Source organism: Glaesserella parasuis (assembly GCF_002015085.1).
GTDB lineage: Bacteria > Pseudomonadota > Gammaproteobacteria > Enterobacterales > Pasteurellaceae > Glaesserella > Glaesserella parasuis.
On record NZ_MUXW01000017.1, the window covers coordinates 1 to 15,721 of the forward strand.

Genomic DNA, 15,721 nt, shown 5'->3' on the forward strand with positions numbered 1-15,721 from the left:
TGCTAGATTACCACACAAAACTTACCCCTCCTCCAATCATAGTATCCCGCTGAGTATTACTGCTAACAGACGCTCGAATAACCCATTTGCCATTATCAGAAATTTTTGAGTAGCCAATTGCATAAGCTGCTTGTCCACGATATTGTGCACCAGAAACGGAAATCGCACTTTTACCTGGTAAATTTACTTGAGGTAAATTCGCCATTGCCCCAGCAGATGCAATACCTGCTCTTGCATTGACATCAACACGACCAATATCTTTCGACAATTGATTAAATCCAGCATTCATCGAAGAAACCACTGTGTTGAGCTGACGAACATTCACAACATCGCCCTCAGTACTACCATCTCCAATGTTGGTAATTCTGGCACCATTCATATTTACAACTGGATTTCCTTGCTCATCTTTACCTAAAGATACTTTCGTATCGCCATTACTAATTGAAGTAATGTCGCTTAAATCTCCAGACACGCTCACCTTGTAAATATTCTGATCATTTGCACCCGTTTGTGAAGTCACTTTCACATTTTTACCCGCTTCAACCCCTTGCGCTCCTTGTGGACCCACTGGACCTTGCGGACCAGTCTGACCCGTTAAACCTTGCTCTCCTTTAGGACCTTCTGGGCCTGTATCGCCTTTCGGACCTGTTGGACCCGCAGGACCTGTCGGACCAACTGGACCCTCAGGACCTGTTGCACCAGCAGGGCCCTGAGGACCTGCTGGACCAGCTTCACCTCTTGGTCCTTGTTCACCCTGTTCACCTTTATCACCCTTAGGTCCTGCTGGACCTATAGGACCTGGTTCACCCTTAGCACCAGCAGGACCCATCGGACCTGCTGGACCAGTTTCACCTTGTGGTCCCGCATCACCTTTATCACCCTTAGGTCCTGTTGCACCAGCAGGGCCCTGAGGACCTGCTGGACCAGCTTCACCTCTTGGTCCTTGTTCACCCTGTTCACCTTTATCACCCTTAGGTCCTGCTGGACCTATAGGACCTGGTTCACCCTTAGCACCAGCAGGACCTTGTGGACCCATTGGACCAACTTCACCTCTATCGCCCTTAGGACCAGCTACTCCTGGAGTCCCTTGTTCACCTCTAGGACCTTGTTCACCCTGAGCCCCTGCTGGACCCGCAGGGCCAGTGTCGCCTTTTTCTCCCCTAGCACCAGTAGGACCTGTCGGACCCGCAGGACCCATTGGACCTGGTACACCTTGTGGTCCTGTTTCTCCTCGCTCACCCCTAGCACCTGCAGGACCTTGTTCACCCCGAGGACCTGTTGGACCCGCAGGACCTGTCTCTCCTCTTAGACCAGTATCCCCTTTCGGACCGCGCTCACCTGTTGCACCCGCAGGACCCATCGGACCTGGCAGACCAATATCCCCTTTCGGACCTGGTTCACCTTTAGGACCCTCTGGTCCTTGTTCTCCTCGTTCACCTCTAGGACCTGTCGGACCTTGCGGACCAACTAGACCTTGATCTCCTTTAGGACCTGCTGGGCCCGCAGGACCAGTTTCACCTTTTGGTCCCGGATCACCTTTATCACCCTTAGGTCCTGTTAGACCCGCTGTCCCTTGCGGTCCTTGTGGACCCATTGGACCTGGTGCACCTTGTGGTCCTGTTTCTCCTCGATCACCCTGTTCACCTTTGTCACCTCTAGGACCTGCTGGACCAGTTTCACCTCTAGGACCAGCATCCCCTTTCTGACCTGGATCACCTTTAGGACCCTTAGGTCCTTCTGGACCTGTTTGTCCTATTTCACCTTGTGGTCCTCTTGGACCCTCTGGACCCGCTTTCCCTTCCGGTCCTTGTGGACCCATTGGACCTGGTGCTCCTGTTTCTCCTCGCTCACCCCGAGGACCTGCTGGACCTGCTTCACCTTTCGGACCAGCTTCACCTGTTGGTCCTCGATCACCCTGTTCACCTTTGTCACCTTTAAGACCCTTTTCACCTCTAGGGCCTGCTGGACCTTGCTCACCTGCAGGACCTGGTTCACCCTTTTCACCTCTAGGACCTGCTGCACCCGCAGGACCTGCTGGACCCGCAGGACCAGCATCCCCTTTCTGACCTGGATCACCTTTAGGACCCTTAGGTCCTTCTGGACCTGTTTGTCCTATTTCACCTTGTGGTCCTCTTGGACCCTCTGGACCCGCTTTCCCTTCCGGTCCTTGTGGACCCATTGGACCTGGTGCTCCTGTTTCTCCTCGCTCACCCCGAGGACCTGCTGGACCTGCTTCACCTTTCGGACCAGCTTCACCTCTATCGCCCTTAGGACCAGCTACTCCTGGAGCCCCTGCTGGACCCGCAGGACCTGCTGGACCTGTTGCACCTTGTAGTCCTTGTTCTCCTCGTTCACCTCTAGGACCTGGTTCACCAGCAGGGCCCCGAGGACCTGCTGGACCCATCGGACCTGTTGCACCCACAGGACCGCGCTCACCTGTTTCTCCTCGCTCACCCTTAGCACCTGCAGGACCTGGTTCACCCTTTTCACCTCTAGAACCTGGTTCACCCTTTTCACCTCTAGGACCTGCTGCACCCGCAGGACCTGCTGGGCCCGTAGGACCTGCTGGACCTACTGGACCCGGAGGACCAGCATCCCCTTTCGGACCTTGCAGACCAGCATCCCCTTTCGGACCTTGCAGACCAGCATCCCCTTTCTGACCTGGATCACCTTTAGGACCCCTAGGTCCTGCTGGACCTTGCTCACCTGCAGGACCGCGCTCTCCCGCAGGACCTGGTGCACCAGCAGGGCCCCGAGGACCTGCTGGACCCATCGGACCTGTTGCACCCGCAGGACCTGTTGCACCCGCAGGACCTCGCTCTCCCGGTGGACCTTGATCACCCTTAGCACCTGCTGGACCTGCTTCACCTTTCGGACCCGCTTCACCTGTTGGTCCTCGATCACCCTGTTCACCTTTGTCACCTTTAAGACCCTTTTCACCTCTAGGACCCATCGGACCTGTTGCACCCGCAGGACCGCGCTCTCCCGCAGGACCTGCTGGACCTGCTGGACCTGGTGCACCTTGTGGTCCTGTTGGACCCGTTAGTCCTTGTTCTCCTCGTTCACCTTTAGGACCTGGTTCACCACGCTCTCCCCTTGGACCTGTTGCACCCGCAGGACCTGTTGCACCCGCAGGACCGCGCTCTCCCGCAGGACCGCGCTCTCCCGCAGGACCTGGTTCACCCTTAGCACCTTGTGGACCTGCTGGACCCACTGCACCCGCAGGACCTACTGGACCTGGTACACCTTGTGGTCCTGCTGGACCCGTTAGTCCTTGTTCTCCTCGTTCACCTCTAGGACCTGGTTCACCCTGCTCTCCCCTTGGACCTGCTGGACCTGCTTCACCTGCTGGACCTCTTGCACCCGTAGGACCAACTGGACCCGCAGGACCTGTCGGACCTGGATCACCTTGTGGTCCTCGTTCTCCTCGTTCACCTCTAGGACCCGCAGGACCTGGTGCACCATCTCTACCGTTGGTAATAATATTGGATGAATCATCAGTATAAGTAATTTTCAAACCGCCACCCGCTAAGGTTTCCGTGTTTTTAATTAACTTACCAAGCGTAGAAATCGTAATATTTCCGTTCCTTTGTTCTAATTTAATATTATTTCCGGCGATAAAGGTTACAGTCTCACCCATTTTGATAAGATATGGATCAAAATAAATAGAAGTACCTTGACCACCGTCTCTCTGAGTGACATTCAGTTTCCAGCCTGCATCATTTACAGCATTGACTACAGTCTCAACAGTTGCAACTCCTGGATTCCCCATTGACAATTTGCCATCATTTTTAAAGTGAAACGTACCTGGTTCAGCGGCATTATCAATTTTTCGTTTAATATCGTCGGTTAATTTAACCGTAATCGTATCGCCGCTAGCGACGGAAGTAAGACCATTTTCGCCTTTTACGTTGAGCGTACCTTCCCATAAACCAACTTTAGGTTGTTCAGTGTTGGAATCTCCACCAATTTTCATTGTGAGCGATTTAAGCTGCGCCACGTTTACTGCATCAGTTAATTCTTTACCTGCCGCAACGTTGACGATTTGGCGTTTGATTTTATTATTACCCACAGAAACTGCACCGATAAGAAAGTCATTAGAACCTTTAGGATGACCCTCAGGACTGTCACCAACACGTTCTGTTGATTTAAAACCATTGCTAACACTACTTGCATCTGTTATTACAGAATGGGGTTGTCTCGCTCCATCTATACCCCCAAACGTTTCTGCTCTCGAACCATAACCTAACGCCACGCCACCACCAACAAGAACAATTGAATTGTTACCAAGTGCGGTTGCTCTCCTTGCTTGGTTGGTATTTGCCTGTTCACCCACAGCAACAGAGCCTATACCATTGGCAGAGGCTTTATAACCGAAGGCAGTAGAATAATTTCCAGCACTTGCTTCGCGTCCAATTGCCACTAATTTCTCACCTGTCACATTGATATGGGCACCAATAACAACAGAGTCTATCCCTTCTATTTGCGCAGAATTACCTATCGCAACGGAATCTGGCCCAGCAGCTTTCGTGTTACTACCAAGAGTAATAGAATAACCACTAGACCTACTATTAGACCCTATCGCAATACCATACAGTACATCTCCTGCATGTGCCATATAACCTATCGCAATAGCAGTCCTACCTTCAGCTTTTGCGTACTGACCGATGACAATAGAACCAGGCCCAACCTTACTACCTTCACCAATACCAATAGAACCACCGTCACTTCCTAGATACCCTTGACTAGAATCATTTTGAAGCCATGCTGCTGAACCTACTGGACTAAAAAATATACCTAGTAATACTAGACTTAAAAAACTTAATTTAAATTTATCTTGCTGTTTATCTAAAAAATAATGTGAGGTGCATAGTTGAGCTCTTTTATCCGTGTAAGTGGATGTTTTGGTATGAGATTTTACTAATTCAGATACAACAACCCAAGCCTGTTGAGCATGATTCCAAATAACTCTAAATATTTTATTCATAATAATAATCTTCTTCTCTAACGCTTTTTCTAATAAAGCATCATAAACTTTTATTTACATTTTCAGGGTGCACAGATGCCCCCACTCCATTGTAAAAAAAAACAATATTTACATAAAATAAAGAATAAAATAACAAGCATTTTTCAACTTTTATTGTCAATTATTAAAAAAGTTAGAAATAATAGGCGGGAAATCTGATGAAAGCGGTGATTTAGATGGGATATTTTACACCGCATTGTCTCTTGAACAGGCTGCTATTTAATCATTATCACATAGCCTACTTAACATTGTCGTCTAATCCCAAATGCAACGGACGGTGGATAGGATGTTAAAGAATCGTCTTGATGATTTAGCCACTTTTCAATCCATTTTCCTGTTTTACAATCGTCGTTGGCTCTTGGTGGATAATCACTTCCGAATGAGGAAAGACTGCCAGTATTTTCTGTTCTAGGCTGTCGGTAATATCGTGTGCGATAACCAAAGGCAGATGATCGTCCAATTCTAAATGTAGCTGAATATGGATACTTGGGCGTTACATACCCCGTTAGTCAGCACACAACGCTATCGTGTGCTTGGCGTGGCGGAAAGAGGGCTAAATGTGGATTATATCAACAGCTCCACAATTGTCACTATCTCGTCTTATGTCTCAAAAGACAAAAAAGAGACGGGCAAAGATGCGTTGTCGATTAATACCTTTACTATTCAGGCGGTGCCAAACTGGGACCAGGTCCCGTATGAATGGGCATTATATGAGTTAGTCAAACGACAGCCCGAAGATTTTGTGCCAGAAATTTATTATGGTTATGTAAATCCATATTTGCTTGATGGCGGAAAAATCAAAAACGATCAGGCGTAGTTGTTAAAAAGCCCGCTTAGGCGGGCTCTATTGTTGATATGTGCCAACCTTTCCAGCTTTTGGTTTTACCGCTGGCTACATTCAGCAATCCTGCGGTGACATTGCAATATTCGCCACCAGTGCCACGTTTCCCGCCTTGACGTTTCCATTTAACATTAGATGGATTAAACAACTCTGGATAGTTGCGGACAAAGTTGTACAGATTGGTAAACTCCTAAAATGCACCATCTTCACAGGTTAATCGCCATTTTTTCGCATGAATGTTTGTTTCAAAACGTCCAGCTTTGGCGCTGTGCCTTATTTTGTGAGGTAGGTCACATTTTTGCAATGATATTATTAAATGTATTAATTTGATGTAGATTGTTTTATTGACGGTAAAAATGTCGGTAAATTAAATTTTTTGTGAAAAAATCTCATTTAAATCAATGGATTAAGTGATTTTTATATGATCGAGTGGAGGATACTCTAATATTATTTTTTACGTTTTAACACAATCATAACTACGTTAAAAAACACCATTAAAAGTGGTTTTAGATTATTGACAGGGTATCTACAAGCTACATTGTCAATAATCTAAAGAAGGCAAGCAACTTATTGAGCAACTACTTAAATACTGCCCACACAGGTGCGTGGTCAGAAGGTTTGTCCATTGCTCGAATTTCTAAGTCAATGCCTGTTTCGACACAGCGTTCAGCCAAAGAGTTTGAAGCAAGTACTAAGTCAATGCGTAAACCACGGTTATCATCAAAACCTTTAGAGCGATAGTCAAACCACGAGAATTTGCCTTCTGCCGTTGGGTTCATTGCTCGGAAAGTATCGACTAAACCGTATCCATGTAAACGTCCTAGCCATTCTCTTTCTTCAGGTAGAAATGAACATTTGCCATCACGCAACCAGCGTTTGCGGTTCACTTCGCCAATCCCGATGTCTAAATCTGTTGGGCTGATGTTCATATCGCCCATAATGATAATCGGGTTTTCAGGCTTGAGTTCTGTTTCTAAATAACGTTGTAAATCCGCATAAAATTTTTCTTTAGCAGGGAATTTGGTTTCGTGGCTACGGTTTTCGCCTTGTGGGAAATAACCGTTTAAGACGGTCAGCGTTCCGAACGGGGTTGCAAGATCCGCCATGATCATACGCTTTTGTGCATCTGAGTTGTCCGTTGGGAAACCTTTACGCACTGCAAGCGGTTGTTTTTTGGTTAAAAGTGCAACGCCATAATGCCCTTTTTGTCCGTGATGAAAAATGTGATAACCAAGATGATTGACTAGCTCGTAAGGGAAATCTTCATCTGCCACTTTGATTTCTTGTAAGCCGATCACATCGGGCTGATGTTTTTCAATCAGTGCTTCAAGCTGGTGGGGTCTTGCTCGCAAGCCATTGATATTAAAAGAGATAAATTTCATATTGTCCTTTAAATCCCCCTAAATCCCTCCTTTTTCAAAAGGGAGACTTAATGAGAGAAAATAATTCAAATTAAAACAAAATTCCCCCCTTTGAAAAAGGGGGGCTAGGGAGATTTCTTATAAAATCATTGCTGCAACCCAACCAAACACTAATAATGGGATATTGTAGTGGATAAAGGTTGGAACAACAGAATCCCAAATGTGATCGTGTTTACCGTCTGCATTTAAGCCTGATGTTGGTCCTAAGGTTGAGTCAGAAGCTGGTGAACCTGCATCACCTAATGCTGCTGCAACACCTACGATTGATACTGTTGCAAGCGGTGAGAAACCGAATGAAAGACACAATGGCACATAGATTGATGTAATAATTGGCACTGTTGAGAATGAAGAGCCGATCCCCATAGTGATAAGTAAACCTACTAACAACATTAAGAACGCTGCCATTCCTTTGCTATCAATGCTTCCTTTTAAGCCTTCTACTAATTCAGGAACACCGCCTGTTGAGTTTACAACGCTTGCATAACCTGAAGCAGCAATCATTACAAAGCCGATCATCGCCATTAAACGTAAGCCATCTTGGAAAATATCGTTGCTTTGTTTAAGTTTGAACACACCGCCAACGGCAAAGATAATCAAACCGACTAAGCCACCTAATACCGTTGAGTTTGTTGATAACTGAACAAAACAGGTAGTAACAATTGCTGCGATACTCACGCCGATGTGGAATGATTTCACATTTGCTACACGAGCTTCAATATCATCTGCCGTTGGCTCTGGGCGATCTTCCACATATACGCGTGGTTTGCGGTAGGTTACAAAGAACGCTAATAATAAGCCCACGATCATACCCGCCACAGGAATTGCCATTGCTTGAGTAACTTCTGCAGTGTTGGTCACTAGGTTAAATGGTTGCCCTGCTTGGTTGATATTTTTTACCAAGATATTTTCGATAAAGATTTGACCGAAACCTGCTGGAATTAACATATAAGTTGCCGTTAAACCAAAGGTTAATGCACAAGCGACTGCACGACGGTCAATTTTAAGTTGGTTCATTACGCTAAGTAATGGTGGAACAACGATTGGGATAAACGCAATGTGAACTGGAATAACGTTTTGTGATGCCATTGCGAAGGCAACTAACGTAAAGAGTACCGCATATTTAAACCAAAACAGTGAACGACCAGATGGACGTTTGCCAAAGGCTTTAATGATTTTATATGCCAGTAAATCGGTAACACCTGATTTTGATAAAGCGACAGCAAAAGCACCTAATACTGCATAGTTCATTGCAGTTTCAGCACCACCGCCTAAACCACCAGTGAAACTTTTTACGGTTGTCGTTAAAGCCTCACCTAATGCCATTCCGTTGCCAGAATTACCTAAAATACCGCAAGTTAAGGCGGCAATAATCAACGCAATTACAACGTTAATTCGCAATAAACTTAATGCGAGTAACACGATAATCGAGATGACCACATCGTTTGATAATAACATTGTGTTTTCCTCTTAATGTAATAAAAAAATAAATCTATTATTCAATTCTACGAGATAAAAAAGAACCCCTTCGAAATCATCTTCCGAAGGGGTGGAAATTGGTTTTTAGATCTACTCTCATTTTGCACCGCTCGGAAGTTTCTTCCGAACAAGCCAAATGCCCGAAAGATTATTCAGGTAAATGGTGATGATGGTGACGAATGTTCGAGATAATGTTCATAAGTAGCTCCAAAATTGAATGTGTCGAAATATATCCTAGAAAAAAATGAAAAGCAAACGTTTATTTTACTTTTTTGAAAATTTTTTCGACTAACTCACCGCTTTAATCTGAATTAAACCGCTTTCGGCATAATCTGCTGTATCATCTTCATCTTGTACAACAGGCACAGACGGAATTTCTGCTTTATCAAAGGCAATATCGCCTTCAATGCCGTCAATTAGCTGACCACGTTTAATTCCTTTAAAATCAAAGAGATTTGGATCGCATAGATGTGATGGAGCAACATTCTGCAAGGCACTAAACATCGTTTCAATACGCCCTGGATATTGACGATCCCAAGTCTGCAACATCTCTTTCACAACTTGTCGCTGTAAATTCGGCTGGGAACCACATAAGTTACACGGAATGATCGGGAACTGTTTTGCCACGGCATATTTTTCGATGTCTTTCTCTTTGCAGTACGCAAGCGGTCGGATCACTATCTGTTTACCATCATCGCTAATTAGCTTTGGTGGCATAGATTTGAGTTTGCCACCATAGAACATATTTAAAAACAGCGTTTCAAGCATATCATCACGATGATGTCCCAAAGCAATTTTGGTTGCACCTAGTTCTGTGGCGGTACGATATAAAATCCCTCGACGCAAGCGAGAACAGAGCGAGCAAGTTGTTTTCCCTTCAGGAATTTTCTCTTTCACAATGCCGTAGGTGTTTTCTTCGACAATTTTATACTCTACGCCGATACTCTCAAGATACTCAGGCAAAACGTGTTCTGGGAAGCCTGGCTGTTTTTGATCTAAATTCACTGCCACAATGTCGAAATGAATAGGGGCGTTGAGCCTTAGATTGAGCAGAATATCAAGCAAAGTATAGCTATCTTTTCCGCCCGATAGACAAACCATTACTTTGTCACCATCTTCAATCATATTAAAATCTGCAATCGCATTGCCTACATTTCGGCGTAAGCGTTTTTGCAATTTATTGAAGTTATAGGCAATTTTTTTCTCTTTTTGCGTGTCTTGAACAGGGTCTTGGTGCATAATTTAACAAATTCGGATTAAACAAAATAAAGCGGCACATAGTAACCAGTTTGCTATTTTTTTCAAGTTTTTCTGATATTATTCAGTGATATTCATTAATAAAACTCTTCCCCCATTTATGGGGGAAGTGGTTGAGCAATGTGAAACCGATGGGGGCAATATTCCTGATCTGCCCCCATCCCCCTCGCAAGCTCGGGGACTTCCCCCGTAAACGGGGGAAGAATATAAAGGATAACCTATGTCCAACAAACGCATTATTATCGGCATTAGCGGTGCAAGTGGCTTTCAATATGGCTACAAAGCCCTTGAATTGCTTAAACCGCTAGACAATATCGAAACCCATTTGGTGATTTCAAAAGGGGCGGAACTCACTCGCCAATATGAAACCAACATCAGCGAAGAACAGCTACTATCCCTTGCCGATGTGGTTCACCCTATCCACAATTTAGGCGCTTCTATTTCAAGCGGTTCATTTAAGACTATTGGAATGCTTATCGCCCCTTGCTCAATGCGAACCCTAGCATCAGTTGCTCACGGTTTTAGCGATAATTTATTGGCTCGTGCCGCCGATGTGGTGTTAAAAGAACGACGTAAATTGGTGTTAATGGTGAGAGAAACGCCGTTGCACTTAACCCATTTGGATAATATGCGTAAAGTCACAGAAATGGGGGGCATTATTTTTCCGCCTGTGCCAGCACTTTATCATCAGCCTAAAACCGTCGATGAAATTGTGACCCATAGCGTCGCTCGTGCGTTAGATATGTTTGATCTTGAAATTGATATTCCACGCTGGACAGGAAAGTAGATGAATAATCCAATTCCTACGCACATTGTGCAATTTATCTTGAAAAATCACGTTGTGAGCCTTGCGTGCCATCATCAAAATCAGCTTTGGTCAGCCAGTTGCTTTTACGCATTTGATGAAAAATCTCACCGCTTGATCGTGCTGTCAAAGCAAACGACCGAACACGGCAAATTGATGTTGGCTAACCCCAATATTGCAGGCACCATTGCAGGACAACCTGATAATATTCGAGAAATTGAAGGCATTCAATTTCAAGCCGTTGCTCGTTGTCTTGAAAATGAGCAAGAAAAACAAACCGCATTGCAAATTTATTGGAAAAAGCACCAGCTTGCAAAATTGATGAGCAGTGATGTGTGGGAAATTGTTTTTACCCGCATTAAACATACGGAAAATAGAGTGGCGTTTGCGAAAAAGAGTGATTGGAAAAAGCTCTTTTAACAATGAAAGCATGTGAATTAAAAAATAATGAAGAATAAATGTATGTCTTAACTTTAATATATTTGGGATAAGGTTTATGTATTTCACTTTTATGATATCTTTGTTACTAGCCTGTTTTCCCCGTACAATAACCCCAAACCACCTAACTTTGAGATCCTCTTATGTTTAATTTTCTTTTTGCTCAAGCTGAAACGAAATTGAATACGTTAATAACGTTACATCAAATTCCCGAACATCTGCAACATTCTCCCCAAATCCCACCGCTTATCAAAGCTATTGCAATGTCGGATTTCGTGGCTCAACAGTTGCAAAAACAACCTGAATTATTGACCTCTTGGTTGGAAAAATCGCCTAAAATTCAGGATGGTGAACGTTATGCAGAGCGGTTGCAAGCGGTGATTTCTACGGTGAAAAATGAAGAAGAATTACAGCGTGAGCTACGCCGTTTTCGTCATCGTGAAATGGCAACTTTGAGTTTTATTCAATCTAATCAGCGAGCTTCGACCCAGCAGGTGTTTGAGCGGTTGTCGGATTTAGCTGAAGCCTTGATTTTGGGGGCGAGGGATTGGCTGTTTGAGCAGATGTGTGGCGAATATGGCAGGCCGATGAATGAGCTTGGGGAAAAGCAAGAATTGCTGATTTTGGGTATGGGTAAACTGGGGGGGCGAGAGCTGAATTTTTCGTCGGATATCGATCTGATTTTTACCTATCCTGATGTTGGGGAAACGGTAGGCGGTAGGAAGCCGATGGAAAACAGTAAGTTTTTCACTCGTTTAGGACAGCGGTTGATCCGTGCGTTAGACGAAATTACCCTTGATGGCTTTGTCTATCGGACAGATATGCGACTGCGTCCTTTTGGGGATAGCGGTGCTTTGGTGCTGAGTTTTACGGCGATGGAGGATTATTATCAAGAGCAGGGGCGTGATTGGGAACGCTATGCGATGATTAAGGCGAAAATTTTAGGCGAAGATCTGACGAACATTAACCATAAGTATTTGAAGCAGATGTTGCGCCCTTTTGTCTATCGTCGTTATTTGGATTTTAGTGCGATCCAGTCGTTGCGAGAGATGAAGCAGAAAATTAGTCGTGAGGTGTTACGGCGAGAGCTGGTAGATAACATTAAGCTGGGGGCTGGCGGTATTCGTGAGGTGGAATTTATTGTGCAAACCTTTCAGATGATGCGAGGGGGGCGAGATAAAATTTTACAGCAACGAAGTTTGTTGGCAGTGTTGCCACCGTTGGCTCAGTTGAATTTGTTGAGCGAAACACAGGTAAATAATTTGCGTGAGGCGTATCTATTTTTGCGACACACAGAAAATGTGTTGCAGGCAATTAATGATCAACAGACACAAACCTTGCCGACAAATGAAGTGGATCGGGCAAGGTTGGCGGTTGCAAATGGGGCAATGGATTGGGAAAGCTTTTTATTGCAACTATATCAACACCAGCAGAATGTTCGAGCGATTTTTAATGAATTGATTGGTGAGGACGGCAGTGAGGAAAGCGGTGAGGAAAACCCAAAATTTGCCGAATGGCGAGATATTTTAAATGTACAACTTACCCAAGAGGATTTAGCTACTGTTCTTGCGACCTATCCTGTAGCAACTCAAGCTCATAGGGAGATCTACCAACAGCTTATAACCACTCTACAAGAGTGGGTGAAACGCCCGATTGGAGTAAGAGGGCGAGAGGTGCTACAGAAGCTGATGCCGAAAGTGTTGGATCAGATTTTTCACGAGGCGGATTACTTACTGTTATTGCCACGCATTTTGAAGATCGTAGATAAAATCACCTTGCGTACCACTTACCTTGAATTGTTGTTAGAAAAAGAGCAGATTTTGCCTCAACTGTTGCAACTGTGCGGGCAATCAATAATGTTAGCAGAGCAAATTGCACGTTATCCGATGTTGCTTGATGAGTTTATTTTTCAGCAAAGTTTAATGACGATCTTACCGCTTGAGACTTATCCTCAAGCCTTGCGAGAGTATTTGTTGCGTATCCCAGAGGACGACGAAGAAGCATTGATTGACGGGTTACGCCAGTTTAAACAGAGCCATTTATTGCGTATTGCAGGGGCAGATATTTTGGGGGTATTGCCCGTGATGAAAATCAGCGATCACCTAACCTATCTGGCAGAAGCTATTATCGGGGAAGTGGTGAATTTAGCGTGGCGACAAGTGGCACAGCGGTTTGGTGAGCCTGAACATTTACAAAACGGCGAGAAAGATTTTGTGGTGATTGCTTATGGCAAGTTAGGGGGAATTGAGCTTGGTTATAATTCAGATTTGGATCTGGTGTTTTTACATAATGCCCCTGAACAGAGCGAAACAGTTGGCGGAAAAAAATCTATTTCAAGCCATCAGTTTTATCTTAAGTTAGCCCAAAAAATTAACGGTATTTTTAACTTGAATACCAGTGCTGGCGTGCTTTATGAAGTGGATATGCGACTGCGACCCTCTGGAGAAGCTGGATTGTTGGTGAGTACCTTTAATGCTTACAACCACTATCAGAAACACGAGGCGTGGACGTGGGAAAGTCAAGCCCTTGTGCGAACTCGTGCAGTATATGGCACTGCGGAACTTCGACAAAAATTTGAGCAAATTCGGCGAGAAACTTTAAGCCAAGAGCGTTCAAGCGGTTCGTTACGAGAAGATATTCGCAATATGCGAGAAAAAATGTATCACCATCTGAGCAAAACTACCGCAGGGCAGTTCTATTTAAAAACCGATCAAGGTGGGATTACAGATATTGAATTTATTGCTCAGTATCTTGTGTTAAACTATGCCCATCAATATCCACAAATGGCGGATTGGTCGGACAATGTTCGTATTTTTGACAGCGCAGTGGCTTGTGGTATTTTAACTGCAGATGAAGGTGAACGCTTGAAAGGGTGTTATACGGGTTTACGCGATCAAGTTCATCGTTTAAATTTATTGAATAAAGAGAGTATTGTTGATGCCAGCGAATTTATTGATGAACGTCAGTATGTAGCAACTTGTTGGCAACGATTTTTGATGTAAGAGTGAGGGATTTAAAATGAATTACAATAATGAATGTCTTTCCATGTTAAAACTTGGAAAAAAAACAGAGTATAAAAGTACTTATGATCCTAGTTTGTTACAAGCGGTACCTCGTTATTTAAATAGAGAGAGTTTAGGTATTGTTAAACAGCAACCTTTTACGGTAGGAGCAGATATTTGGACTCTCTATGAACTTTCATGGCTTAATCAAAATGGAGTGCCCCAAGTAGCAATTGCAGATGTTATTATTGATAGTAGTAGTTCAAATATAATTGAGTCAAAAAGTTTTAAACTTTATTTGAATAGTTTTAATCAAATGCGTTTTCCTTCAAGAGAAGATGTACAAAGACGTATTCAGTCTGATTTAAGTAAATGTGCCCAAGGAGATGTCACAGTGCAAATTTATAAATTATCTGATTTTGCTATGCGATCAATTTCTGAGTTTAATGGAGAATGTATAGATAATCAAAACATCTGTATTAATCGTTATGATTTTACAAGAGAGTCCTTACAAGGTATTGCAAATGGGGAAATTGTAGAAGAGAGATTAGTAAGTCATTTATTGAAATCTAATTGTTTGATTACTTCTCAACCAGATTGGGGAAGTATTCAAATTTGTTATGTAGGGAAGCAATTAGATAAAGAGAAACTGCTGCGTTATTTAGTTTCGTTCAGAGAACATAACGAATTTCATGAACAATGTGTTGAACGAATTTTTTGTGATTTAATGGAATTTGCTCAGCCTCAAAAGTTGACTGTATATGCTCGTTATACGCGTCGTGGAGGGCTAGATATTAATCCTTTTCGCTCAAATTTTGAAGGAATACCAGAAAATTTAAGAATGGTGAGACAATAATGTATGTAGATGATGATTGCTGTAATTATTGTTTTTTGCAAATAGCCTTAGTCCCTCTAAAAAGAAGTGATAGAATGGAGTTTTTAGAACAATCCGCTAGAAAGGTCTTCAAATGGAAAATAAAAAACTAACAAAAGCCTTAGATGCTATTGATTTAAAAATCCTCAATGAATTACAACGTAATGGCAAAATTTCAAACATTGAACTCTCTAAACGTGTTGGGCTTTCGCCAACGCCTTGTTTAGAGCGTGTGAAACGTTTAGAAAAACAGAATGTCATAATGGGGTATCGTGCTTTACTTAATCCAGAATTATTAGAAGCCCCTTTGCTCGTGATTGTAGAAATTACTCTTGTTCGTGGTAAACCTGATGTCTTTGAGGAATTTAATCGGGCGGTACAACAACTTGATGAAATTCAAGAGTGCCATTTGGTATCAGGGGATTTTGACTATTTGCTTAAAACTCGTGTGGCTGATATGGAGGCGTATCGTAAATTATTGGGAACAACCTTGTTGCGTTTACCAGGGGTGAACGACACTCGTACCTATGTGGTGATGGAAGAAGTGAAGCAAACTAACTATCTACTTTTGAAATAAGGAT

10 protein-coding genes, 1 pseudogene and 1 other annotated feature are annotated in these 15,721 nt (G+C 43.7%); of the genes and pseudogenes, 6 read left to right on the forward strand and 5 right to left on the reverse strand.

Features of this window, described 5'->3' with window-relative positions:
- Positions 1-7: 7 nt before the first annotated feature.
- Together B0183_RS12925 and B0183_RS05600 are read right to left on the reverse strand one after the other, a co-directional pair.
- Positions 8-4,987, reverse strand: coding sequence for an ESPR-type extended signal peptide-containing protein (locus B0183_RS12925; RefSeq protein ID WP_078208479.1), 4,980 nt, complete (start codon positions 4,985-4,987; stop codon positions 8-10).
- A 349-nt stretch (positions 4,988-5,336) separates the two neighbouring features.
- Positions 5,337-5,504: pseudogene (locus B0183_RS05600) on the reverse strand (cation transporter dimerization domain-containing protein); the annotation flags it as partial.
- On the opposite strand from B0183_RS05600, the gene B0183_RS05605 reads away from it, so the two are divergent.
- On the forward strand, positions 5,505-5,843 hold the full coding sequence (locus B0183_RS05605) for a hypothetical protein (RefSeq protein ID WP_234802036.1): 339 nt from the start codon (positions 5,505-5,507) through the stop codon (positions 5,841-5,843). It abuts the pseudogene before it with no gap.
- A gap of 602 nt (positions 5,844-6,445) precedes the next feature.
- Here the strand turns inward: B0183_RS05605 and xthA are convergent.
- From xthA to ttcA, 3 genes are all read right to left on the reverse strand, one after another.
- Positions 6,446-7,249 (reverse strand): exodeoxyribonuclease III, encoded by an 804-nt coding sequence (xthA, locus tag B0183_RS05610; protein WP_078208480.1) that lies wholly within the window; start codon positions 7,247-7,249, stop codon positions 6,446-6,448.
- Between the two features lie 117 nt (positions 7,250-7,366).
- Positions 7,367-8,743, reverse strand: coding sequence for a Na+/H+ antiporter family protein (locus B0183_RS05615; protein WP_021112249.1), 1,377 nt, complete (start codon positions 8,741-8,743; stop codon positions 7,367-7,369).
- A gap of 58 nt (positions 8,744-8,801) precedes the next feature.
- Positions 8,802-8,937 (reverse strand) — a sequence feature (His leader region).
- A gap of 115 nt (positions 8,938-9,052) precedes the next feature.
- Positions 9,053-10,003 (reverse strand): tRNA 2-thiocytidine(32) synthetase TtcA, encoded by a 951-nt coding sequence (gene ttcA / locus B0183_RS05620; RefSeq protein ID WP_021115908.1) that lies wholly within the window; start codon positions 10,001-10,003, stop codon positions 9,053-9,055.
- A 238-nt stretch (positions 10,004-10,241) separates the two neighbouring features.
- Here ttcA and B0183_RS05625 point away from each other — a divergent pair, with 238 nt between their 5' ends.
- The 5 genes from B0183_RS05625 (at position 10,242) to lrp (ending at position 15,717) form a co-directional block, all read left to right on the forward strand.
- Positions 10,242-10,808, forward strand: a complete 567-nt coding sequence (locus B0183_RS05625; RefSeq protein ID WP_021113906.1) for a UbiX family flavin prenyltransferase — start codon at positions 10,242-10,244, stop codon at positions 10,806-10,808.
- On the forward strand, positions 10,809-11,246 hold the full coding sequence (locus tag B0183_RS05630) for a PNPOx family protein (RefSeq protein ID WP_035524284.1): 438 nt from the start codon (positions 10,809-10,811) through the stop codon (positions 11,244-11,246). It begins immediately after the preceding gene.
- A 161-nt stretch (positions 11,247-11,407) separates the two neighbouring features.
- Positions 11,408-14,266 carry a bifunctional [glutamate--ammonia ligase]-adenylyl-L-tyrosine phosphorylase/[glutamate--ammonia-ligase] adenylyltransferase gene (gene glnE, locus B0183_RS05635; RefSeq protein ID WP_078208481.1) on the forward strand — a complete coding sequence of 953 codons (2,859 nt, stop codon included), beginning with the start codon at positions 11,408-11,410 and terminating at the stop codon, positions 14,264-14,266.
- A 16-nt stretch (positions 14,267-14,282) separates the two neighbouring features.
- A complete protein-coding gene (gene queF, locus B0183_RS05640) occupies positions 14,283-15,122 on the forward strand; it encodes an NADPH-dependent 7-cyano-7-deazaguanine reductase QueF (RefSeq protein ID WP_078208482.1) in 840 nt (279 codons plus the stop codon).
- A 112-nt stretch (positions 15,123-15,234) separates the two neighbouring features.
- On the forward strand, positions 15,235-15,717 hold the full coding sequence (lrp, locus tag B0183_RS05645) for a leucine-responsive transcriptional regulator Lrp (RefSeq protein ID WP_021110650.1): 483 nt from the start codon (positions 15,235-15,237) through the stop codon (positions 15,715-15,717).
- Positions 15,718-15,721 lie beyond the last annotated feature (4 nt).

Excerpts from the sequence above, each read along its gene's own strand:
- B0183_RS12925 (WP_078208479.1), bottom strand. The coding sequence starts at position 4,987 with ATGAATAAAATATTTAGAGTTATTTGGAATCATGCTCAACAGGCTTGG.
- B0183_RS05605 (WP_234802036.1), top strand. The coding sequence starts at position 5,505 with ATGGATACTTGGGCGTTACATACCCCGTTAGTCAGCACACAACGCTAT.
- xthA (WP_078208480.1), bottom strand. The coding sequence starts at position 7,249 with ATGAAATTTATCTCTTTTAATATCAATGGCTTGCGAGCAAGACCCCAC.
- B0183_RS05615 (WP_021112249.1), bottom strand. The coding sequence starts at position 8,743 with ATGTTATTATCAAACGATGTGGTCATCTCGATTATCGTGTTACTCGCA.
- ttcA (WP_021115908.1), bottom strand. The coding sequence starts at position 10,003 with ATGCACCAAGACCCTGTTCAAGACACGCAAAAAGAGAAAAAAATTGCC.
- B0183_RS05625 (WP_021113906.1), top strand. The coding sequence starts at position 10,242 with ATGTCCAACAAACGCATTATTATCGGCATTAGCGGTGCAAGTGGCTTT.
- B0183_RS05630 (WP_035524284.1), top strand. The coding sequence starts at position 10,809 with ATGAATAATCCAATTCCTACGCACATTGTGCAATTTATCTTGAAAAAT.
- glnE (WP_078208481.1), top strand. The coding sequence starts at position 11,408 with ATGTTTAATTTTCTTTTTGCTCAAGCTGAAACGAAATTGAATACGTTA.
- queF (WP_078208482.1), top strand. The coding sequence starts at position 14,283 with ATGAATTACAATAATGAATGTCTTTCCATGTTAAAACTTGGAAAAAAA.
- lrp (WP_021110650.1), top strand. The coding sequence starts at position 15,235 with ATGGAAAATAAAAAACTAACAAAAGCCTTAGATGCTATTGATTTAAAA.